This is a genomic window from Marinobacterium stanieri, from assembly GCF_900155945.1.
GTDB classification, from domain to species: domain Bacteria; phylum Pseudomonadota; class Gammaproteobacteria; order Pseudomonadales; family Balneatricaceae; genus Marinobacterium; species Marinobacterium stanieri.
The window spans coordinates 81,948-107,139 of the sequence record NZ_FTMN01000004.1 but is presented as its reverse complement, the minus strand read 5'-3'; the positions used below and the strand labels follow the sequence as shown (position 1 = coordinate 107,139).

Sequence of the window (25,192 nt, the reverse complement as noted above, 5' to 3'; positions counted from 1 at the left end):
CGCCCCGAACCGCACAGCAGACAAGACATTCATTGCATTGCCGGGTCGGATATCGAGGCGCTTTGTACAAGGAGTACCCGGTGTCTGTGACTGCACCCTCCCGTTATACCTGGCGTTATATTTTCCATATTGCACTGGAACACCGCCGCGAGCTTGTTCTGGCCAATCTGATTGCCATTATGGCGGCGCTGATGAGTGTGCCTCTGCCGCTGTTAATGCCGCTGCTGGTGGATGAGGTGCTGCTGGGGCAACCGGGTGTTGTCGTGGCAACCGTGAATGGCTGGTTCCCCGAGTCCTGGCACGGGCCACCGTTATACATAGGCGCTGTACTGCTGCTCACGGTAGTGTTGCGACTCTGTGCACTGGCGCTCAACGTCTTTCAGGCGCGCCAGTTCACCATCATCTCCAAGGATGTGATCTACCGCATCCGTGCCGGGCTGCTGGAACGGCTGCAGCGGATCTCCATGGCCGAGTATGAAACGCTGGGCAGTGGCAGCGTGGCATCCCATTTTGTCACCGACCTGGATACTGTGGACCGCTTTGTCGGCTCGTCGGTCAGCCGCTTTTTGGTGGCGGTACTGTCCATATTCGGCACTGCCATCATCCTGCTGTGGATGCACTGGCAGCTGGCCTTGCTGATTCTGTTCCTCAACCCCTTTGTAATCTGGTTGACCATGTCGGTGGGCAAGCGGGTCAAGCACCTCAAGGCGCGCGAGAATTCCGCCTATGAGCTGTTCCAGGCGGCGTTGACGGAAACGCTGGATGCCATCCAGCAGATACGTGCCAGCAACCGTGAAAAGCACTATCTGCAACGTCTTGTCGACCATGCGCTTAAGGTGCGTGATCACTCCACCAACTTTGAGTGGCGTTCCGATGCTGCCAGCCGACTCAGTTTCATGCTGTTTATGGTCGGAGTCGATCTGTTCAGAGCCGTAGCCATGCTGATGGTGGTGTTTTCTGATCTCTCTGTTGGTCAGATGATGGCGGTGTTTGGCTACCTCTGGTTCATGATGGGGCCGGTGCAGGAAGTGTTGGGCATGCAGTACGCCTGGTTTGGCGCCCGGGCCGCGCTTGAGCGTGTAAACCGTTTGCTGGAACTGCACCCGGAGCCACGCTACCCCTCTCTCCAGAACCCTTTCAAACAGGGTGAAACCGTGGGTATCAGCCTCAGGGATATTCACTTCAGTTATTACCCCGGGCAGGAGGTGCTGCGCGGCATTTCACTGGATATTCCGGCAGGCGAGAAAGTGGCACTTGTGGGGGCCAGTGGGGGCGGTAAATCAACGCTGGTGCAGGTTTTGCTGGGCTTGTATCCGCCGCAGCAGGGCGATGTCTGCTTTGACGGCATTCCGGTTCAGCGGATCGGTCTTGAGTGTGTTCGTGAGCACGTTGCCACGGTGCTGCAGCAGCCGGCCCTGTTCAATGGCACCGTGCGGGACAACCTGACCATGGGACGCACAGACGATGACGAGCGGCTTTGGCGTGCTCTGGAAGTCGCGCAGCTGAAAAGCTTCGTCATGGAGCTGGAACACAAGCTGGATACGCTGGTGGGGCGTCAAGGCGTGCGGCTCTCCGGCGGTCAACGCCAGCGCCTGGCGATTGCACGAATGGTGCTGTCTGACCCGGCGGTGGTAATTCTGGATGAAGCGACTTCGGCACTGGATACCCAGACCGAGCATGCGCTGCACAAGGCGATGACCGAATTCCTGCAGGGGCGCACCACGGTTATTGTGGCGCACCGCCTCAGCGCTGTTAAGCAGGCCGATCGGGTCTATGTATTTGAAGATGGACAGGTGATTGAGCAGGGCAGCCACAGCGAGCTGCTGGATCAAAAAGGGCTGTATGCCCGCCTGTACGGACAACGGCAGATGTAAACAAGACGGACGACAGAATGCGGCAGCACTTTAACTGGCAAGGCGGTAACCATGTAGAACTGATGGTGGATGGCGAAGCCTTTTACCCGGTCATGCTGGAGGCCATCGCCGAGGCGCGTTCGTCTCTGCTGTTGGAGTTCTATTTTGTGATCTCCGGCAAAATTGTGGATCGCTTCATCGAAGCGCTGAGTGATGCCTGTCGTCGTGGCGTGAAAACCCGGCTGATCGTGGATGGTTTTGGTGCCCGTTTATTGTCCCGCGTGGACCGGCAGCGGCTTCAGGCCGTGGGGGCTGAGCTGGTGGTCTACAATCCGCTGCAGCTGAACAAACTGACGCGCAACTTTGCCCGTGACCACCGCAAGCTGATGCTGGTAGACGAGCGTATCGCGTTTATCGGGGGCACCGGTCTGGCCGATGAATACTGGCTGTCGGAACGGCCGGGGTGCCCCTGGCACGAAGTGATGTGCAAGGTGCAGGGACCAGTCGTGGCGGATCTGGTCAGTGTATTCAATCAGCTCTGGTTTCGCTGCACCTCGCAGCGTCTATCACCACCGTCGCCGCAGCCTGAAGTGGGGCAGGCGATGGCCAAGGTCACCACTGTTCAGGGCCTCTACCAGCAGGACATCAAGGTGGCCTTCCTCAACCATGTAAACCAGGCCAATGACCGGGTTTGGCTGGTAACCGCCTATTTCTTGCCCTCTTTTTCCATACGCTCGGCCCTGCGCAAGGCGGCTCGGCGCGGCGTGGATGTGCGCATGCTGGTGGCCGGTCCCTACACCGATCAGTTTTGGGTCTATCATGCATCCAAGCGCTATTATCGCCGTCTCCTCAATGCCGGTGTGCGCATCTATGAGTATCAGCCCCGCTTTCTGCATGCCAAGGTCGGGCTGGTGGATGACTGGGTGTCCCTCGGCTCCTGTAACCTGGACCACTGGAATTTGCGCTGGAACCTTGAGGCCAACCTGGAGGTAATGGAGCCTGAATTGACCGCTCAGGTTGAGCAGCTGATTACGCGTGACTTTGAGCAGTGCAGTGAAGTCACAGCCGAGAGTTGGGCTCGTCGGCCCTGGCATCGCAAGTTGAAGGAACTGGTGTGGGCTCTAATCAGTCAGATAGTGTTGAAGATCAAGTGAGGGCGATGCCATGAAAATAAATGCCATGCACAAATGGACTGTGACCCTGATGTTGTCGCTTGCCATAACCGGCTGTGCGCAGCAGGGGCTTTACGGCACCAGTTACAGTCGTGACCAGGTGGGCCGCGCGCAAAGCGTTGAATACGGTAATGTCGTGTCGGTCACCCCCGTAACCATTGAAGGGCGAACCGATGGTGTTGTTGGCAGTGGTACGGGTGCGGTTGTCGGTGGTATTGCCGGTAGCCAAATCGGTGGCGGCAGTGGCCGTTCGCTGGCCACGGTCGTGGGTGCGGTCGCGGGTGGTTTGGCCGGGCAGCGCATTGAGCAGGCGGCGACCAAGCGTCAGGGACAGGAGATTACCATTCGCCTGGACTCAGGCCGGCTGGTGTCGGTGGTGCAGGAAGTGGAAGACGCACGCTTTTTTTACGCCGGGGATAGGGTGCGTGTATTGGGTCAGGGACGCGGCCTGAAGGTCACTTACTGAACCGGGCCAGCCAAGGCTGGCCCGTACAGATGCCCGGCCTGTGGTTACTTGCTGGGCGCGTGGAACAGCAGGTACAGGTCGATCAGGACTTCCGGAATCTGAGCGGCCATTTCTTCGCGCAGGGCGCGGTCACGACTGATCTCTTCCACATCTTCATCTTCAAACAGGTCGGATGCGACCATTACCGGCAGCAGCAGGCCAGCGACGGTTTCTTCGTCATCGCCGAACCATTTTTCTTCGTGCTGGAAAACCCCTTCCATGAATGCCTGAGCCCAAGTGGTCAGCTCGGTGACTTCTTCGTCGTCTTCCGGCTCCAGGGTCAGGTCGCAGGGCAGCAGGATTTCCTGGTCGTTGTAGAGGTCGTTACCGATGGTACGGTACAGCTTGCGCAGCAGCTCCTGGATTTCCTGCTTTTCGCTGTCGGATGACCACTGGGGTTCACCGTCAAACAGCTGCTCCATCCATTCGGCTTCAGGGGTGGCTTCAGGGCTGATGTTCAGGGCGCAGAGAAAACCGTGTGCGCCGATCAAATCCAGCGCTTCATCGGAAACGGCCGGTGAAAACAGGAACTCTTCCAGTCGATCCAGTTCATCTTCGGTGATCAGGGCAATATTGGCAGTCATGGCTAGGCTATCCGCTAAGAGAAGAAACAACGATGATTCTACCCCGAACCGTCGGTCAGGGATATGGTGCAGGATGACTTCATGGCAGTGATTGCGGATAATGCCGCCCATGATTGAGCGTGCCCAACACATACTGGCCGATGTCTTCGGCTTCGAATCCTTCCGCCCGCCTCAGGATGAGGTGGTCAAAACGCTCATCGAGGGGCGTGACGCTTTGGTGGTGATGCCCACCGGTGGCGGTAAATCCCTGTGCTATCAACTGCCGGCGCTGGTGCGCGAGGGCTGTGGCGTGGTTATATCGCCGCTGATCGCCCTGATGCAGGACCAGGTCAGTGCCCTGTCTCAGCTGGGCATCCGTGCCGGTTGCCTGAACTCCTCCATGACACTGGAGGATTTGCAGGAAACCGAGCATCAGTTGCGCACGGGCGAGCTGGATCTGCTCTATGTGGCCCCTGAACGGCTGCAGGCACCGCGTACACAGAACCTGCTCAGCCAGTGCCGTCTGTCACTCTTTGCCATCGACGAAGCGCACTGCGTGTCCCAATGGGGGCATGACTTCCGTCCGGAATATATGCAGCTGAACCAACTCAAGCAGCTGTTTCCGGGTGTGCCTCGAATCGCCCTGACCGCGACTGCCGATGCGCGTACCCGCCAGGAGATTATCGATCGCCTGGAACTGACCGATGCACAGCGTTTTATCTGCGGTTTTGACCGTCCCAACATTCGCTATCGCATTGGTCAGAAAGACCGGGCACGGGAGCAGCTGCTGCGCTTTATCCGCGAAGAACACCCGCAGGATGTGGGGGTGGTGTACTGTCTTTCGCGCAAGCGGGTGGAAGAAACGGCTGAGTGGCTGTGTGAACGGGGCTTCAACGCCTTGCCTTACCATGCCGGCCTGGATGCCGGGCTGCGTCAGCACCATCAACACCGATTTCTTACCGAAGAGTCGGTGATCATGGTGGCGACCATTGCCTTTGGCATGGGCATCGACAAGCCCAATGTGCGCTTTGTTGCACACCTGGATCTGCCGCGCTCCATCGAAGCCTATTATCAGGAAACCGGTCGCGCCGGTCGTGATGGTCAGCCCGCCAATGCCTGGATGGTATATGGTTTGCAGGATGTGATCTTTCTGCGCCAGATGCTGGAAGGCTCGGGGGCAGAGGATGCGCAGAAGCAGATTGAACGGCAGAAACTGGAGGCGATGCTGGGCCTGTGTGAAATCACCAGCTGTCGTCGACAGGCCCTGCTGGAGTATTTCGGCGAGAACGATCATGAGCCCTGTGGCAACTGCGACACCTGTCTCGAACCCGTGCCGGTCTGGGAAGGAACCGAAGCTGCACGTAAGGCACTGTCCGCGGTCTATCGCAGCGGCCAGCAGTATGGGGTGAATTACATTATCGATATTCTGCGTGGCCAGTCCAATGACAAGACGCGGCAGCGTGGCCATGAGCAGCTGTCAACCTGGGGCATCGGCCAGGATCTGGATGCCCGTGAGTGGCGCTCGGTGTTTCGCCAGCTGGTGGCGCGGGGCTACCTCAATGTAGACCCTCAGGGCTTTGGCGTACTGCACCTGAGTGAGCGCTGCCGCCCACTGCTGAGAGGGGAGGAGACGCTGGAGCTGCGCCGTGATATCCGCACCCGTTCCGGTGGCGGCGCCGGCAGCAAACCGCGTAACTCTGCCGCCCAGCAGCGTCTGGATGCCGATGAGAAGCTGCTTTGGGAAGCGTTGCGTGCACTGCGCAAGCAGATTGCCAGTGACCAGGATGTGCCGCCCTATGTGATTTTCCACGATGCGACGTTGATGGAGATGGTGCTTTACCGTCCCCTTACATCGGAGCAGATGCGCCGTCTCAGCGGGGTAGGGGAACGCAAGCTGGCTCTTTACGGTGATCCTTTCCTCGAATTGATTGCCGAGCATAACCAGCAAGCCGATGCGGGCCACAATGACCAGGCCGAACAGTCGCTGATGCTCTACCGCACCGGCATGACAGTGGAGCAGGTGGCGCGGCAGCAGAAACTCTCGCCCAATGTCATCTACGGACACCTGGCTCAGGCCATTCGAGATGGGCTCATCCCGGTGGATGACGTGGTTGAGCTGCCTGCCAAGGAGCGCAGTGAGATCGAAAGCACCATCCGTTTTTGTCAGCAGCAATTCGGTGATTCGCTCAAATCCGTGCATGAAGCACTGGAAGGCCGGTACGACTACGGCGTGCTGCGGTGTATTCGTCAGGGAATGGAGATGTGATCGAGGCATTACCGGCACCGCTGACGCTGTTCTTCAGTGCCCTTATCTCGTCCACCCTGCTGCCCGGGGGCTCCGAGGCGCTGCTGGCCTGGTTACTGAACCAGAACCAGCATTCAGCCTGGACACTGTGGCTCGCCGCTACCTCGGGCAATGTGCTGGGCAGCCTGCTGACCTGGGGAATGGGATACTGGATTGCCAGGCGCTATCCGCTGAAAACACTGGATAAGCCCGGCCACCAGCGCGCCAGAGACTGGCTGCAGAAGTATGGGCCTGCAAGCCTGTTGCTGGCCTGGCTGCCGTTGGTGGGTGACCCGCTCTGTCTGGTGGCCGGCTGGCTAAGATTCAACTTTCTGCTCAGTCTCGTCATGATTACACTGGGCAAGGCTCTGCGCTATGCTTTGATTGTCGGTCTTTTTTCGTGAGGCGCCTGCCGGGTTGAAAGGGATGAACCGGACTTTTCTGCTGCGTGCTATCCAGTTTCTGTTGCTGCTGATTCTGTTGCTGTTGCTGGCCAATATCTGGTTCAGCCGCATCAATGAGTTCTGGTGGCAGCGACCGGTTCAGGTGGCGATCTACCCGATCAACGCTGACGGAGCGGCTTTGACCGAGGCCTTTATCGGCCAGCTGCGCTCCGAACATTTCTCCGATATCGAACAGTTTTTCAGCCGGGAGGCCGAACGATACCGCCTGCCGTTGCAGCAACCGGTGCAGGTGACGCTGGCGCCTCAGGTCAGGGCAAGCCCGCCTCAGGTCCCGGATGATGCCAGCATTCTGGATGCGATCTGGTGGTCATTGAAAATGCGGCTTTGGGTCTGGCGCCAGGATACCTATTCAGGCGAGGTCGACGCGCGCATATTCATGAACTTTCATCTGCCCGGAAGTCCTGATGCACTGCCGCGCCACTCCCTTGGGCTGCAGCGCGGCAAGATCGGACTGGTCAACGGTTTGGCGGGGATTGATCACCTGGGACGCAATAACCTGGTGGCTGCGCATGAGTTCCTGCATACCCTGGGCGCAAGTGACAAGTATGACCCTGCCACCAACCAACCACTCTGGCCAGACGGCTTTGCCGACCCCACGAAGACGCCGTTATACCCGCAAACCCGAGCTGAAATCATGGGCGGAAGGGTGCTGGTCAGCCCAGGCTGGGCAATGTTGCCCCCCGGCTTGAGCCATGTGGTCATTGGTTCAGCCACGGCTATTGAAATCAATTGGTTAGCGGTTCCGCCCGAGGGCTGAAGCTGAGGCTTCCTTGACCCGGACGGTGCCCTGTAGGACAATGCGCGCCATTGTCACTCAGGCTGATTGGAGGCTTTTAGCGGGTAATCGCGGTTTTTGCAGGTTTTATCCTGCCAGTTTGCTGCTTTTTTTGCTGTGCAGATCCATTGTGCAACCACCCGTTACACTTGGACCTTTCTCACTGGCTTGACACCTTCCGTCAAGGCCCCTCCTGAGTGTCCCCGTTTCATCTGTTTTCAACACAGGCATGTCAGTCTGGCTTGTCTGCTGTTTTGGTTTCAGATTAACCGCAATTTTCAAGGGAGCTCATGAACTCACATACGCCCATCGATGCCGTCCAAATTGCTGAAGCCGAACTGGCTCCAGCGTTCAAGGTTTATACCGCTCGTCACCTGCAGCAGATCGAACAGCTGCAGCAACTGCCCGAACAATTGAAGCATGAAATGGAAGTGGTCTCTTCCGTACTGCCGTTTCGGGTAAACAACTACGTGATCGAACAGCTGATCAACTGGGATGATGCCATCAATGATCCCATGTTCCAGCTGACCTTCCCGCAGCGTGGCATGCTTAAGCCGGAACACTTCGATGCGGTAGAAGCTGCCCTTGCTACTGAAGACAAGGCCGAGATCAAGCGTGTGGTGAACGAGGTGCGTCAGGCACTGAACCCGCATCCGGCCGGTCAAATGGAACACAATATCCCGCGCGTAAACGGCGAGCCCGTTAACGGCATCCAGCACAAGTACAACGAAACCGTGCTGTTCTTCCCCAGCTCCGGTCAGGTGTGTCACAGCTACTGTACCTTCTGCTTCCGCTGGGCTCAGTTTGTCGGTGACCAGTCCCTGAAAATTGCCGCCAAGGAATCCGGTCAGCTGTGTGACTACCTGCGCGAACACCCGGAAGTCACCGATGTGCTCATCACCGGTGGTGACCCCATGGTGATGAAAACCAAGAACTTGCGTGCCTACCTGGAACCGCTGCTGGAGCCGGAGTTCGATCATATCCGCACCATCCGTATTGGCTCCAAGGCACTGACCTTCTGGCCGTACCGCTTCGTCACCGATGAAGACAGCGATGATCTGATGGATCTGTTCCGCGATATCATCGCTGCCGGCAAGCATCTGGCATTCATGGCGCACTATAATCACTGGCGCGAGATGGGAACCGATATCCACCGTCAAGCCGTGGCCCGCATTCGTGAAACCGGCGCGCACATCCGCAGCCAGGGCCCGCTATTGAACCATATCAACACCGAAGCCGATGACTGGGCCAAAATGTGGCAGACTCAGGTGGAGCTGGGTATCCAGCCGTACTACATGTTCGTCGAGCGTGACACCGGTGCCCAGCACTACTTTGAAGTGCCGCTGGCACAGGCCTGGAACACCTACCGTGACGCTATGAAGCAGGTGAGCGGTATTGCCCGTACTGCCCGTGGTCCGTCCATGTCGGCGACACCTGGTAAGGTTGAGATTCAGGGTGTTACCGAGATCAATGGCGAGAAAGTGTTTGTGCTGCGCTTTATCCAGGGGCGCAACCCGGATTGGGTCCAGCGTCCGTTCTTTGCCGCCTATGATGAAAAGGCGACCTGGCTGAACCACCTCAAACCGGCCTTTGGCGAAGAGAAGTTCTTCTTCGAAGACTGATTTTTGTGTAAAGCGCGTAATCAAGGCTGCCAGTTGGCAGCCTTTTGCGTTTATGGCCCCAAAAAGTGCGTGGTTTCTGGCATAATGCGCGGCTTCATTAACAGGAGGCTTGACCATGTCCATCGAACAGGCACTGCATACCCGCAGCGAATCCAAATGTGAACTCTGTGGCGCGACTGACGCGCTGGCGGTATTTCCGGTCCCGCCTGCTTCCGATGACAGTGTGGATCAGTCTGTCCTGCTGTGTGACACCTGCCGTACCCAGATTGAAAATCCGGATCAGGTTGATGCCAACCACTGGCGCTGCCTGAATGACAGCATGTGGAGCCAGGTGCCGGCAGTACAGGTTCTGGCCTGGCGCATGCTTAACCGTCTGCGTGCCGAAGGCTGGCCCCAGGACCTGCTGGACATGATGTACCTGGACGAAGAAAGCCAGAGCTGGGCTGAAGCCACGGGTGATCACCTTTCTGATGACGAACAGGTACGTCACCTGGACAGCAACGGTGCCGTGTTGGAAGCCGGTGATACCGTTACCCTGACCAAAGACCTGAATGTAAAAGGATCAAGCTTGACTGCGAAACGTGGTACGGCTGTTCGTAATATCTCGCTGGTGCCGGATAACCCGGAACAGATTGAAGGCCGTGTTGACGGTCAGCATATTGTGATTCTGACCAAGTTTGTTAAAAAACAGAAATAAGTTGTCGCTCGCTGCATGCATATTCCATATATTCTGAAGGTGTATGAATGAACGTCCGCTATGCAGCAATTTGGTTGAATTATTGACAACATGGATAAGGGGGGGTAAACGCCTGTTTAACTCCCTGATTTCCAAAACCTTTACAGATATCCCGCTTTAACTGTCTACAAATCCTTACGTAAATAATCCGCTCTAATTCTGTTATTTCCGAACTTTTTCACTAGGCTTTATCCCGAATCTTATTATTTACGTGAATGAAACCATTCACTCCGGTTTATATAAGATTTTGTTTCAAAAGGGTTCGCAAGCGTGTTGGCACCTTTTGTATATGGATTAATACAGTTTTTGATTATTGTTTCGCAGGATGCACATCAGGGAAGCCCTGGTTAAAGAGTTGGTACAAGTGATTACGGCTTAAAGCCCGACTCCAGATCACCAGGGTTATACCCGGTTAAAAGGTGTCATTGACCCGTTTTGCGAAAAGAAGTCGTTTCGCTATCCGTAGTTGAATCCCGAGGGGTTCAGGGGCGAGCTAAGTAAACCGAGCATCGGTTAATCTCATCTGGAGGCACCCAATGAGAGTTAGCGCCCGTAATCAAGGTCGACACCGCATTCGTTCACGTGAAAAACGTGCGTATCACCCACCAGCTGTTTCTCCTCTGCAAAACCTGTGGCAGCGATCGACTGAGCGACGAGCCGCCGCCCAAATCCCGCGACATCGATACATGCTTGAGGCACTTGAACCTCGCCTGTTATTGAATGCGGATTTGGGTGCCATCGCTATTCAGGATTTTCTGGATAACCCGGACCTGACCAGTGATTTTGCTACGGCGTTTGAAGCTGGCTTTGACCGCCTGTTTGATACGCTTGAAGAAGTTGAGGGAACGCTGGACCTGGAGACCAACCTCGATATTGATCTGCCAGCCCTGCTGGACCGTGAATACGATGGTGCAGGAGAGGACGGTAATAACGATGGCAACTTCTTAAATGATCACCGTGCTGTAGATCTTGCGTCACTGATGGACTTTACCGGTCAGCTGATCGACGCCGGCTTTGACCCTGAGAATGATTTTGTTGGTGATGTCGCCGACATCGATATGTCCGCTTTCGCTTTCTATGACTTCAATGGGAATGACACCCTTGAAATATCGGATGTGATTCGAAGCGGTATTGATGCTTTATTCAGCGACTTGAACTCGCTGGTATCGCCGACTTCACTGGTTTCAGATTTGATTAGCCATCTGGACGTTGGAAGCATTGCCTTTGGTGATTTTGAACTGAACGTCAGTGCTGGAAATCTTGTCATGGACCCGGCGGCAGATGCCGGTGAAGGAACCTATTACCTGACCTTTGATGTCGGTGTTGATCTGAGCAGAAGCGATACCTTCCATTTCGATCTGGGCAGGGGTGCCGACCTGCTGGGTTTGATCTATCCCAGTGATGCTGATGGTGTTGCCGGAATGCCTGAAGTGACAATTGACAGTCATTTCGGCTTTGAAACGATGACCGGTCTCAGCGTTACGGTTGATTTACAAGATGTACAAGTCGGAGTGGATGAAAATGATGATCCGGTATATGAAGAACATGTCTTTGTCGACGCAAATAATTCCGACTTCTATCTGGGCAGTGATACACAGGTCCGAGCTGGGGTGGATACCTCAACTACAGTAGGTGCTTTTGACTTCCAGATAGGCTTTCTGGAAATCAGCAATGGTGCAGGCTCAACCTTTGAGCTTACAGCCGAAGCAGTGGCCGAATTTGCTGATCCGGGTGGTGGTGACGGTATCACCTTCACCGAACTCGGTGATGTCGATTATGTAACCGATAATGTGTCCGTCAGTACTGATGGGGCACTGAATGTCCTGCTGAATATCGATGTAGAAACAATAGATGTTGCCAGCTTTGATGACGCCTTCGACCTGCTCGACCCGGTTATTCAGCTCAGTGGCGACCCCTTCGATGCCGCGCTTCAGTCTCCCGGTAGTGACGACCCTCGAACCGCTCCGATAATTTCTTTGCTGGACTTTGATGCACTCACGCCTTTCCGGAATATGACCGACGAAGGGTTCCTCAATATTCTCCGCCAGCTGGAAACCTACTGTTCTTCTCTTGAGAACAACCTCGACCTCTTCGGCTTTGACCTTCCCTTTGTGAGTGCTACTTCTCTGCTGGATGCGTTGGACTTTACCAGTGATATCCATGCACTTATCGATGACCTGTATGATGAAGTACCAACGATTTCCGGTGGTATCTCTGGTACTGCCGATGTTCCGACGTTCATTTCCGTACAGGAGTTGGCGTCTGACCTCAATAGCCTCCTGCCCGGAAGCCTTGCCGACCTCGTGCCCAGTTACAATGCCGATACTCTGGTGCTGTCGTTCGACTTTGCATTGGCACAAACGGTCTCCATTGATGGAGGGTTCGACTTCAGCTTCGACCTGGGACAGGTGGGGGATGTCAATGCCACTGGTGGTTTCACCGGTGACTCAAATCTCGGTATGGACTTTACCCTGGGCATGGATTTGTCCGACCCGGCTGAAGTTGCAATTACATCCACTCAGGCACTATTTGCGCTTTACAGTAATTTCAATAGTGGCGGAAATGCAGCCTCTCCCAGTATCTCATCAGATATCAAATTCCGCCTTAAAGTCGCTGGCCGTGAAGCCGTTGATGTTGAGCTTGCTGCCGGCAATTACACCGATCTGGATGGACTGGCAACGGCCATTCAGGATGCTATCGATGCAGTTTATGCCGACGGTGATATTAATGTGGTCGTGGATCCGGATACCGGCCGCCTGGTGATCACCGTTGATAGTTATACAGCGGAAATCGTGACCGATAACAACGGCACTGAAGATCCCGGTGACGATACGACCGAGTTTGTTCAGGTATTGCCTTCACCGGTCACCATCGAACTGCTTGAAGGAGATGCGCTGGAATTCGCCAAGCTGGGTTTCAACGATGGCCAGTCAGCGACAACCTCACCCTTGCCCTCAAACGGCATTCTCAGTGGTGAAGCCATCTTCGATGTGATCATCGATGGCACCAGCCACCAGATCACAGTCGCTCATGATGGCACCAATACCAGTGTGTCGGATCTTCTGGGCGACATGGAAGGAGCAATTAACACCGCTTTTGGCGCTACGGTTGTTAGTGTCGAGCCGTTGAACGTTGTTGACAATGTATCGACGCCCGATGATCAGGGTTTCAAGATTCTTGCCAGTGATGGTTCTTCCATTCGTATTGAAGGCATTAACGCCGTAGCTCAGAAAGAGTTGGGGCTGACCAATGGCAGCAGCGCCGCCGAGGTATCGGTTGGTGCTGACTCAGATGTACTTGAGGGTAGCGGTGTTGCTGAAACCGGGCAGCTAACGGGGGATGCCGGATTTACCATTGAAGCCACAGACTCCGGTGGTATTACCACTGCAACAGCAGTCACCATTTTGTCTGCTGATACCGGTGATAATGCCTCCCTGTATGACCTGGTTGAAGATATCAATGCTGAACTGCCTGCCGGAGTCGTTGCAGGTCTAGAAAGTGGTCGTCTCGTCTTCTCGGCTGTGGATGCCGATACTATTCGTTCGATCCGTATTACCAATGTATCGGGTACTGCCCAGACCGAGTTGGGTCTGGAAAATGATATGGCGGCCAGCAAGCGTGAGGAGAGCCTGGCCTTCGTCAGTGATGCCAGCTTTGGTGCCACCATAGAGTTGGATGCCAGCGGTACGGGCTCACTGAACGCCGGCTTCCTGGGTCTGGATTTTGGCAATGTTGATGGCGGCTTGTCAGCTTCGATTAGCGGCAGCTTCGAGACTCGGGCATTGGCAGGGGTAGGTGACATAACGGATATAGAGTCCTTGCTGGGCTCTTTAGGTGATATGGATGCCGTCGCCAATGTGGATGTGAGCGGTGATGTGGATCTGGCCCTTGAAGGCTTGTCCATAAGCGGTGCTGGTGGTGTGCTCGATGACCTCCAGACCTACCTCGGAGGACTGGCGTCTCCTGCCATCGATATTCTGGTGGGCGATATTACCGGCTTTAGTGATGGCATTACCCTTGAGGCTCAAGCTGACAGCATTCCAGTAGGCACTGACTATGCCGATCCAGATCTTATCGTGAACCTTAAAGGTCTGGAGGAGCTGAAACACTTCGGTGACTTTGCCTTTGCCGATGTGCTGGATGTGTTCCAGCAGGCGCGCAGCTTCCTTGAGCAATTGGTGGATATCGACTTCCTGGGTGAACAACTGCCCCTGGTTGGGCTTAACCTGGCAGATGCACTGGACTTTGTTGGCGGCATGGTCGATATCATCGACGATATGATCGACAGTGACGCGGCTACGGTACAGGAGCTGGTCGGTACACTTAATGCAGCACTGGAGCAGGTGACCGATGGCCTGATCAGCATGACCTATGAGGTCAACAGCCCGGGAATTCTTGGCTTCGATATCGATTTCAGTCGCGCGGCCAATGTATTCCTGCCGGTCAATATCGCGCTCTCGGATCTGCTTGGTGCAGGGTTTGAAGACTTTGCCAATCTCGCGGGCTCGGCCAATATCGGTGCCGACTTTGCGGCCGGTTTGGGGCTCTCCTTCGGTGTTGATGTAAGCAGCATTACCAGTGGTGATCCCCTCATATACATTTTTCCGGATGAGACCGGAATCAATGTCAGTGGCGGAGGCTCCGCATCCGAAGTCAGTTTCCTGGCCAGCATAGGGCCTTTGGGGGCATCCATAGAAGGCGGCTCCCTTGACCTTGATGTGGCCTTGGGAATAGGTATTCCGGAGCTTGACCTTGTAGACCTGGAGGTAGGCTCATTACTCTCAGATGTGGGGGGATTACTCGATACCATTACAGCTGACGGAGACCTGTTTAACCTGGACTTTGACTTTGATGCGGTCTTGCCGGTCTTCGGCCAGTTGGGTGGCTCATCGGTCTTCCTGGGAAACCTGGACTTCCTGGCCGAACTTGACAATCTTGTGGATGGCTTGCAGTTCACCGTTGATAACCTGCCCAACTTTGACCTGATTGATTTTGATGATCTCGGCTTGCTGGATACCATTCAGGTGTTTGTCGAAGGGTTCGATATGGTGTTGGGCACCATCGGGGATCTTTTCTCGGGAGAGCTCTTTGGTATCAGTGGTATCGATGATATTCCATTCCTTGGCGATATCCTCGATGCCGCTGATGATTTCGTTGAAGACATTCGCAGTGCCGTAGTTCAGCCGCTGCTTGACCTTATTGATGGCACCCCGGAGTTCCTGGCAGATGTATTCGAGCAGTTGCAGGAGCTTATATACAATGCATTTGATGCCATAGGTGCACTACCGAACACTATCAATGACGCCGGTGATATCCTCATTGAGTTCCTTGATGATGCCGGCGATACGCTGGGCACCTGGACTGATGTAGATGACTGGCCGGATCCAGATGATGCCTGGCAACAGCTGAATGACTGGATCAGCTCTGCTGACGGGTTCGAGTTTGCCCTTGACTTGGGAGGCGAATACGAACTGGGCTTCGGGGATGTGGACCTGGGCTTGCCAGTGCTGGGGCTGGAGATCGATGATGAACTAACAGCCGCCTTTGCCTGGTCACTGTTCCTGGGAATGGGCGTTAACCTCAATGAAGGTTTCTACTTCAAGTTTGCGCCGGACGATGGTGAAGAGATCGCCCTGGATTTGAGTGTATCCCTCCCGGATGAAGTACAAGCCAACCTGGGCTTCCTTACCGCTACCGCGACCAACTATAACGTCGGTGACTATAAGGACTTCTTTGCCCGCTTCGCTGCAGACCTGGATGACGGTAATGGCGATGGCAAGCTCACCTTCAGTGAAATTCCCAACGCTGATCTGGATGTGGGCTTTGGTGCCCGTGTCGATCTGGATTTGGGCCTGTCCCTTGGCTTCAGTGACGAAATCGATATTGGCCTGGATACTCTTGGCTCACTCTTCCCGAGTATTGGTACAGACCTGAGCCTGCAATGGGGCTTTGGCTCCCAGGATATATTCAGCGACATTGTCGACTTTGCTACAGCGTTGCCTGAAAACGCAGCGGTTGTGATCGACAATATCACCTTGAATGTGGGCTCATTCCTGTCGGATGTGCTCTCGCCGGTGGTGGATATCATCCAGACCATCGTTGGACCTTTCGATCCGCTGCTGGATATTCTGACCTCCCCGATACCGGTGATTTCGGACCTGGCCGGTCAGGATATTTCCCTGCTGGATATAGCGGCCCAGTTCGGTTACCTCAACCAGGGGTTGGTGGATGCGCTGACCTTCATAACCGACCTCTATGACACCGTCAGCGGCCTTGACCTGAACAATGGGGATCTCATTGTTGATATTGGCGATATTCTGGGCATAGGTCCGATCGAATTCGGCGGTGATGTCGCCGGTGCGGTAGATCTCTCTGATGCCAACACGGCCAATACCTTCCAGGATCAGGGTGAAGGCTTTGGCAGCATTCTTACCAGTCTGGGTGACGGAGGGTTGAGTGGTTTAGGTACCACTCTACTTGGCTCCGGCAGTATCTCTGGCAGTGTTATGAGCCAGGCCGGTACCAGCGGTGGTGCCTTTGGTGGTATGAGCAATAATGGCCTCATCTTCCCCTTCCTGGAAGATCCGACGCAATTAATAGGCCTGCTGTTTGGCCGTGATATGACGCTCATCTCCTTCGATTTGGCACCCTTGGAGTTCGGTTTTGAATATAGCCAGTTCTTCAGTATCTGGGGCCCGATCGGGGTTACCATTGGTGGGGGTATTAGCGCCCTCATCGACTTTGCCTTCGGTTATGACACCTACGGTATCCGTACTTTTGCTGACAACGGCTTCAGCAATCCGCTCGACCTGATGGCCGGTTTCTATATCTACGATGATACCCCGCAGTTGCCGGGTGTTGATGTGCCTGAAATCGTCCTGTCTGGCCAAATCACGGCTGCACTGGCGATCAATATCGGCATTGCTGAAGCAGGTGTCGGGGGCGGTATCTTTGCCACCGCAGCTGCAAACCTCAATGACCCCAATGACGATATGAAGGTGCGGCCTGCTGAAATCTGGTCCTACCTCTATGACGAAGCGGCGGGTGAATTCACCTGGGAAAATGTGATCTGCATCTTCGATTACTCGGTGCTGATCGAGGCCAAGCTGTTCGTCTACGTGGAAGCACTTTGGGGGCTATGGGAAAAAAGTTGGGAGTTCGGCCCGTCCCTGCCACTGCTGGATCTGGAATACAGCTGTGAGCCCGATCCGTTGCTGGCAACCGATATTGGTGACGGTACCCTGCGACTCAACATGGGTGAATACGCCTCTGAGCGTATTCATGGCCCAACCGATGACGTGGCAGAAGACTTTAGCGTCTATCTATCTGGCGATAATGTCATGGTGGAAGCCACTATCGGTGGCGAGTCCTGGACCAAAAACTACGGCAGCCAGAGCAAGTATACCCACATTATGGGCCATGCCGGCTTGGGCGATGACACCATCGATCTTTCCGGCATGACAGGAAGCTCATACCTGACCTCGGATCTGACCGGTGGAACCGGTAATGACACCTTGATCGGTGGCGGCGGTGAAGATGTGATCTACGGTGAAACCGGCATCGATACCCTGTTGGGCGGAGGTAATAACGACTTCATTGATGGTGGCTCCGGTGATGACAAAATCAGCGGTGGTCTGGGTAACGATATCCTGCATGGTCGCCTGGATGACGACATCATTCTGGGTGATGGCGGTAATGACATCATCACGGGTGAGCAGGGTGAGGACATTATCAGCGCCGGCAGCGGTGATGACCGCGTCTGGGGTGGCCAGGATATCGACTGGATCGCGGGCGGAGAGGACAACGATACCCTGCAAGGTGATCAGGGCGATGACCTGATTTGGGGTGACTTTGACTTCGATATCGATGGCGACTTCAACGTTGCCATGAATGGCCTGGTGCCGGCCTTGATCAATAGCTCCAATACCGGTGATGACTGGATCAGTGGCGGCGGTGGTTCCGACTGGATCTCCGGTGACAAGGGCAATGACCTTATCTGGGGTGACTCCTTCTTTGCGACCGAAGAGGACGGTCAAACCATTGTCACAGAAACCGCCAGTTTTGGTACACGACCGACGTTGGATCTGACCGCTTTCAATACGGCAGGTCATGATGTGATTTCCGGCGGTGCCGGGAATGATCGCATCTGGGGTGAAGACGGTAACGATGTAATTCGAGGTGATCGGGATGGCAGTATTACCGACCCAGACCGCTTTGATATGGGCGCTGGCAGTGCTACCGGTGATGACTGGCTGTACGGTGGACGCGGCTCGGATGCCATGTTCGGGAACGATGGCAACGATCACCTCTACGGCGGTTCAGCAGGGGATTACCTGTTCGGTAATGACGGGGACGATGTAATCGAAGGGGCGGCAGGCCGTGATGCCATCTTCGGTGATGATGGCGAAGTGGAAATCTTCGAAGCGGGCGACCCGATTCTTCCCGGCGGTACTTATACCGCCAGCACCTTTGACCCCAAAACGTTGCGAACTATCAATGCAGCCAGCTCCAGCGGCAATGACGAGATCGACGGTGGTGTCGATGATGACTTCATCTTTGGTGGCAGCGGGCTGGATGATATTACCGGTGCCGGTGGTGAAGACCTGATATTCGGGGATAACGGTGAAGCCCTGTTCGAATATCACGAAGATATAGGCATTTCGCTGTTCACCGAGTTGCATTCGCTGGACCATGACCACGGTGGCCGAGACGAGATTGAAGGCTTCCTGGGCGCCGATATCATCATCGGCGGCAGTGATGGTGATGTGATTAATGGTGATGCCGATGGCGAGCTGCAGAGCAATGACATCATTGCCGGTGACCATGCGGATGTATATCGACAGCTGGATGTCGATAATCTGCGTGCGGTGCTCGCAACCATGAATACCGTCGATATCGACGGTCCCGGGGTCAATGGCAATGACCTGATCGCCGGTGGTGGCGGTGACGATATCGTCTTTGCCGGTCCCGGCGATGACCAGGTTACCGGTAGCGAAGGTCAGGACGTCATTGTCGGTGACAACGGTGAACTCTCCTTCGTTGATGATGACGATATCGATACCCTCGACTTCGTGCGCACACTTAACTTTGATCTGACCGGTGATGACTGGATTTCCGGTGGTGCCGCTGCTGATATCGTGATCGGCGGTGGCGGCGAAGACCATCTCTACGGTGACGATATCTTCACCCTGAATGAAGGCGGAGATCCGACCGGCTTCGCATCCATTGATGACGCCGATGCCGGTGCCGATATTTTGATTGGTGACCAGGGTGAGGTGTTGTTGACCCTGGGACTGATTCGCGAGGTGCGCTCCACCGATACAGACAACCTGGATGGCGATAACGACGTCATCCGCGGTAACCAGCACGACGATGTGATCATCGGTGGTGTGAACGGTAACCCCGAGCCGGACCAGCTGTTCGGTGATGAGGGCGATGACATCCTCATCGGTGACGAAGGTGAGGTCATCTACAGCGCCGATTATGACGACCCGGAAAACCCGGTGCGGGTGCTGGTACGCTCCACCGAATTCAGTCTGGGGCACGATGATGAAATCCATGGCAACGATGGCGAGGACCTTGTACTTGGTGGCGCCGGTGATGACTGGATTCAGGGGGATAACGAGAACAACACCGTTGCTGCCGCTCCGGCCAGCGATATCCTCTTCGGTGACCAGGGACGTGTCGATTATGTGTTGGGACTTGTCGATAGCATAACCGCGACGGATGCCCTGGACGGCGATGGTGGAGATGACACCATCGAAGGTAACGATGGCCGTGACTTCATCGTCGGCGGTGTTGGCGATGACCACCTCTCCGGTGAGGGCGAAACTCAGGGCAGTGTGTTCGGGCTGGGTCACTATGATGACATCATCCTGGGTGACCTGGGCGTTATCCACTACAACGGCCCAACCGAAGATGATGGTGACCCACTCACCATTGATGAGGTGCGTACGATTAGCCCAAGCCTGGGCGGCGAGGATTCCATCTTCGGTAACAGCGGTTCCGATATCGTCTTTGGCGGCGCCGATAATGATGAAATTCATGGCGATGTGTTCGCCAACAGCGGCAATTGGCAGTCAACCATTGCTGGTAGCCAGGACTGGCTGCTGGGGGATAACGGCCAGCTGCTGATGGAAAATGAAATGCCGTTGGTACTGGAGTCTACGGATACCGATACCGGCGGCAACGATGTTATCCATGGCGATGACGGTGATGATCTGGCCATGGGTGGCATCGGTGACGATACCCTCTACGGCGAAACCCAGCTGGATAAGCTGGACCTGATGACAGGTGCCGCAGGCAACGACAGCCTGCTGGGGGATAACGGTCGTGTCGACTGGGTAATGGCCAGCGACTCTGTAGAAGGGCGCAGTGAACTAGGTACCTTTGACCTGGATGGCGAGACTCCCGATAAGGCGACCCTCGACCGCATCATGACCATTGCGCCCACCGACGGCGGCAGTGATGTGATCTTCGGTAACGGCGGCCACGATACCCTGATGGGCGGCACTGGAGGTGATCGCCTCTGGGGTGACAGCGGTGATGGTGGCGACTTTGGTGGTGGTACGGGAGCAGATGGTGCCGATGGCAAGGACCTGATCTTTGGTGATCATGCCAAGGTCTATCCTAGTATCGGCGCAAGCAACAGCACCTTCCTCAACAATGACTTCTTTGCCATCGATACCGCCGAAGCCGATCTGGGCGGCAATGATGTGATGTTCGGTAACGGCAATGACGACATCATGCTCGGTCAGCAAGGGGATGACATTCTCTTCGGTGGTCTGGGCAACGATGACCTCATCGGTGGCCATAACGTCGAGGGCGGTATTGATGAGCAGGATACGCTGACCGCTGCCGACTATGACTTTGCCGCTGGTCAGGACCTCAAGGATTGGGATCCGACCGACCTGGATAATATCAACGACATCCTCGACGCCGGTGGTGGCAACGACTCCGTTGCCGGTGATAACGCCGTGATTATTCGCCAGGATGGTGGCAGCACCAGTCCGCGCTTCCAGATGGTGGGAGAGGGTGGATTGCTCTATGAGCTTAATCGGGTTGATGTAGCGGGCACTCTGGTGGACGAATCCTTCTCGGCCAACATTGCTGAAGTTGATCAGGCCAACCCGGATCATGGTGCAGGCCGTGACATCCGCTTGCTGGATCACAGCGATACCATTGAAGCCGCAGCCGTGAGCGATCCGGGTGCGTCCCACACCTTTGGTAACGATGTGATGACCGGTGGTGCCGACGATGACGAAATGTTCGGCCAGCTGGGCGATGACATCATGCAAGGTGATGGCTACGTCGAGCTGGGTACCGCATTGGGGCCTTATGTCGCAGGCATGGGTATCGATCCTTCATTTGCATTGGGCGTCAGTGCCTGGACAACCGGCCTTCTCAGTACCGGTCAGTTGGGACTGCGTCTGGTCGAAAACGCCGCTACGGATGGCGATGACTACATGGAAGGTAACGGCGGTAACGACCGTATGTATGGTGGTCTCGGCCAGGATGACATGATCGGTGGCAGCTCAAGCCTCTTTGGCTTGTATAACCCGGAAGACCCGGATGGTGGACCAGAGTTGCGCCCCGATGGCGCCGACCTGATGTACGGTGCCTCAGGTGATGCAGACCGCCTGGATCGAAACGATGAGAGCGAAGGCCATCGTCAGGATGCCGATGTGATGCTGGGCGATAACGGCAATATCTACCGAATGGTGGATGGTGAGGGGAATTATCTCCAGTTCAACTACGACAACTACGACGAAACCGATCCTGAAATCCGTGTCCGCTCAATCGACTTGCTCGATTACGGGTATGAAGTGGGCTACGACGCAGATACCAACACCTTTACCCTGAGCTTCGACCAGGGTGTCGGGAAGGGCGACCTGATGTTCGGTGAGGCTGGTGATGACATCCTGCGCGGTATGCACGGCGACGATGTGCTCTTCGGCAACGCCGGGAACGATGACCTCTACGGCGAACACGGTAATGACTGGATCTCCGGTGGTACCGGCAACGACGGTATTCTGGGTGATGACGGTCTGCTCTATACCAGCCGTAACAGCACCGACTATGGTGAATCCCTCTACGGCGTAGCTGCTCTGGATGAAACCAATCTGGAAATCTCCACTCCGGGGAACCTGCAGCGTGCGGTGATCAATGTGGATGGCGAGCTGAAACGCACCGCGGACCTGATCGCGTTCCGCACCACCGCTGATGCCAGTGCCCAGCAGTTCAATGACATCATCTTTGGTGGCTGGGGTACAGACTGGATTCATTCCGGCGATGGCGACGATGCCGTGTCCGGTGCCGAGGCCCTGCCGTTCTACTACGAAGCAAAAGATACTACCTTCACGGCTGTGAACGATCTGCTGAAAGAACAGCAACAGGCGCCTAGTGTCGGTGGCAGCAGTACTCAAGCCAACCCGTTCTGGTACGCGATTGCACCATACAACCCGGGTGACATCCTGCGCTTCGAAGGCAATGCCAAGCCGGATGAGTTTGCGCTCTACGACGAGTACTTCCCTCGCGAACAGATCTGGATCGATACCAGCGGCGAGCGTGTTGAGCTGGCCGATCTTAATGGCGATGAGTTCCAGTTCCTGCTCAACTTTGATGCGACAGAAGGCGCTGATGAAGTTAACTTCGAACAAGGCCTCAAAAATGACGGTAATGACCGTATCTTCGGTGACCTGGGTAACGACTGGATCGTCGGTGGTACCGGACGTGACCACATGTATGGTGGCCGCGGCTCGGATCTGATCAACATGGATGATGATCACTCCACTAACGGCGGCGCTAATGACGACCCGGATGCTTTCCAGGCTTATTCGGATATCGTCTACGCCGGCTCCGGTCGTGATGTGATGATCCTTAACACCGGTGCTGATCGCTCCATCGACTGGGTGGGTGAGTACAACAGTTACATTGTTCCCTTCAGCCCCTTCGGTGCTTTCCATATCAGCCGCAGCTTGCAGCCACACTTGCAGGATTACCTGTACGACCTGTCTGAAAGCGATGGTGCTGACCAGACCTTGCCGGATGGCGGCCTGTTCGTAGAACAGAAAAACGACGATGTACGTACCGACGATCCGGACCCGGCCCGTAATTACGAGCCCTTCGGTGAGCTGGGCATGGTGCTGCAAAGCGACTACGACTGGAATGATCAGACTGGCGCGCCATCTGATCCTCAGCCAGGCAACCTGCAGGGACCGCGTGAAATCATGCGTCGTGAGCTGTTCACCGATGAATCCGGTAACGGTAATGGCGGCGGCAACGGTGGCGGTCAGGGCAATAACAATATCTTGGCCTTTGCCGAGCTGTCCGGCAGCTGGGCAACAGGTTCAGGCGCTTATAGCGTAACCCCGGAGACTCAGGGTGCTGAAGCCATATCCCTGTACTACCTGGATGCGGATCAGCCGGAGTATATGGAAATTCTGGCCAGCGTTAATATGGAGAAAGACCGCGCCGGCTGGAAGTCCAACGCCTACATCATCTTCGACTATCTGGATGAGCAAAACTTCAAGTTTGCCGGTCTGGAAGCCGGTACCGACAAGGTTCAGATTGGTCATCGCACCGAGTGGGGCTGGGCCGTTGATACCCAGTCCAATCTGAAATTGGGTGATGGCCAAAGTTACGACCTGACGTTGGTGATGCACGGTACTGTCGCCACACTCTATGTGGATGGAGCAAACCCGCTGAGCCATAACTTCGCCGAGCCGATCAATGATGGCTACCTGGGTGTGGCCACCGATGGCGGCCGCGCCAGCTTCGATGACTGGCAGATCCAGAAACTGCCCCCGGTGATCACGCTGGAGAAAGTGGACAGCTTCGATGATGCCAGTAACCCGCTTGGCTTGAGCAGTGGTGGTTTCAATGTCAGTGCCGGCCTGTTGAATGGCAGCAGCGGTGACCTGGCAACCACCGATTTCGAGATCCAGTCCTTTGCCAAGCTGGTTATGGAGACGGTGCTCTCCGGCAGTGGTGAAGGTGGTCTGGTCTACGACTACTACAGCGATACCCAGTACAAGTTCGTCATCCTGGATATGGATAGCGGCGAGCTGAAAATGGGCCATGTCACCGACAAGGGTACTCAGATTGACACCAGCATTGATGTCAAACTCACAGGTAATGGAGATCATACCCTGAGCCTGAATGCACTTGGCGGCGGTGTAAGCGTTAGTGTGGATGGCACTGCAGTCACCGGCCATGTGTACAACAGCCTGGTGAACGATGGCGACATGGGCGTGCTGGTCAGCAGCGGTAGCCTTGGCTTCGATAGCCTGACTCTGGCAACCGATGACCCGGCCTACCTGAATGGTGAAAACCAGGTGGCTGACAAGCCGGCGGCTGATCCTGTCGGTGCTGACCAGATGCTCACCGAGGATCAGTTGGCCTTGATGATCGATGCCGGGAAACTGCGCTGGGCGGAGATGATAGGCGATCGTGTCGATATGGAAGGGCTGACCATTGATAACTTCGTCATTACTGATCTGCCCGGACAAACCCTGGGTATGGCACTGCCGGATGGGCGCATCCTGATCGATGGCACAGCCGCAGGCTATGGCTGGTTTGTGGATGATACCCCGATGGACGATGCCGAGTTTGATGGTACGTCCGAAGTGGATGGCATGGATCTGCTGAGCACCGTCATGCATGAGATGGGCCATGCCATTGGTGTTGAAGGTCACGCCGGTGATGGCGAAGACCTGATGTCGGCCAGCCTGTCTGAGGGTGAGCGCGAGGTTGAAACCAGCCTGGTCGATGATGATCCTGCAACTGGGCCAAGCGATGGTCAGGTATTCGAGTATGTGCTGGATGTGGCAGGAGAGTCTTCAGAGGGCAGTCCATATGCCCATGCTGATGGGCTGGTGGATTGGTCATCGGCCGATACCTCTGGCAGCAGCCATGTGCCTGCCAAGGCCGCAAGTGGTTCCAGAGTGTCTGCCTTCCCCGAGTTCCTGTTTGAACTGGATCAGTTGGCAGACAAGAGCGCAAACCATCCACTGAAACGATAACAGGAGGGTGATCTGAACACTGTGTCCACTGGCCACCTTTCGGGGTGGCCAGATTTGTGTAGACAGCCTGAAATAAACGTCCTTAAGTGACCTCAAACGGGGTCAGAATTCAGCCTTAAAACCCACGTATTTCGGCGGTTACACAGGTCTCAGTGGTCTATAGTGAATAAGCAGTCTGAGTGATCACTCAAGCAG

10 protein-coding genes are annotated in these 25,192 nt (G+C 55.4%); 9 read left to right on the top strand and 1 reads right to left on the bottom strand.

What is annotated here, in order from left to right:
* Window positions 1–80 precede the first annotated feature (80 nt).
* From BW956_RS10435 to BW956_RS10425, 3 genes are read left to right on the top strand one after another with little or no spacing between them, the layout of a single operon-like run.
* The gene (locus tag BW956_RS10435) at window positions 81–1,874 is read left to right on the top strand and encodes an ABC transporter ATP-binding protein (protein ID WP_083703028.1); all 1,794 of its coding nucleotides are present in this window, start codon (window positions 81–83) and stop codon (window positions 1,872–1,874) included.
* 17 nt (window positions 1,875–1,891) lie between these two features.
* On the top strand, window positions 1,892–3,007 hold the full coding sequence (locus tag BW956_RS10430) for a phospholipase D-like domain-containing protein (RefSeq protein ID WP_076462715.1): 1,116 nt from the start codon (window positions 1,892–1,894) through the stop codon (window positions 3,005–3,007).
* 25 nt (window positions 3,008–3,032) lie between these two features.
* Window positions 3,033–3,491, top strand: a complete 459-nt coding sequence (locus tag BW956_RS10425) for an outer membrane lipoprotein (protein ID WP_244894354.1) — start codon at window positions 3,033–3,035, stop codon at window positions 3,489–3,491.
* A gap of 44 nt (window positions 3,492–3,535) precedes the next feature.
* On the opposite strand, the gene BW956_RS10420 is transcribed toward BW956_RS10425, so the two are convergent.
* Window positions 3,536–4,114 (bottom strand): YecA/YgfB family protein, encoded by a 579-nt coding sequence (locus BW956_RS10420; protein ID WP_010323879.1) that lies wholly within the window; start codon window positions 4,112–4,114, stop codon window positions 3,536–3,538.
* A gap of 109 nt (window positions 4,115–4,223) precedes the next feature.
* Here BW956_RS10420 and recQ point away from each other — a divergent pair, with 109 nt between their 5' ends.
* From recQ to BW956_RS10390, 6 genes are all read left to right on the top strand, one after another.
* Window positions 4,224–6,359 (top strand): DNA helicase RecQ, encoded by a 2,136-nt coding sequence (recQ, locus tag BW956_RS10415; RefSeq protein ID WP_076462908.1) that lies wholly within the window; start codon window positions 4,224–4,226, stop codon window positions 6,357–6,359.
* The gene (locus BW956_RS10410; protein WP_076462713.1) at window positions 6,356–6,781 is read left to right on the top strand and encodes a YqaA family protein; all 426 of its coding nucleotides are present in this window, start codon (window positions 6,356–6,358) and stop codon (window positions 6,779–6,781) included. Before recQ ends, BW956_RS10410 begins: the two co-directional genes overlap by 4 nt.
* A 22-nt stretch (window positions 6,782–6,803) precedes the next feature.
* Window positions 6,804–7,598: a hypothetical protein gene (locus tag BW956_RS10405; protein ID WP_083703027.1), complete on the top strand. Its 795-nt coding sequence runs from the start codon at window positions 6,804–6,806 to the stop codon at window positions 7,596–7,598.
* A gap of 308 nt (window positions 7,599–7,906) precedes the next feature.
* The gene (locus BW956_RS10400; RefSeq protein WP_010323883.1) at window positions 7,907–9,238 is read left to right on the top strand and encodes a KamA family radical SAM protein; all 1,332 of its coding nucleotides are present in this window, start codon (window positions 7,907–7,909) and stop codon (window positions 9,236–9,238) included.
* Window positions 9,239–9,353: 115 nt separating this feature from the next.
* The gene (locus BW956_RS10395) at window positions 9,354–9,935 is read left to right on the top strand and encodes a PhnA domain-containing protein (RefSeq protein WP_010323884.1); all 582 of its coding nucleotides are present in this window, start codon (window positions 9,354–9,356) and stop codon (window positions 9,933–9,935) included.
* Between the two features lie 725 nt (window positions 9,936–10,660).
* On the top strand, window positions 10,661–24,997 hold the full coding sequence (locus BW956_RS10390) for an LEPR-XLL domain-containing protein (protein WP_076462712.1): 14,337 nt from the start codon (window positions 10,661–10,663) through the stop codon (window positions 24,995–24,997).
* The last annotated feature ends 195 nt before the right edge of the window (window positions 24,998–25,192 follow it).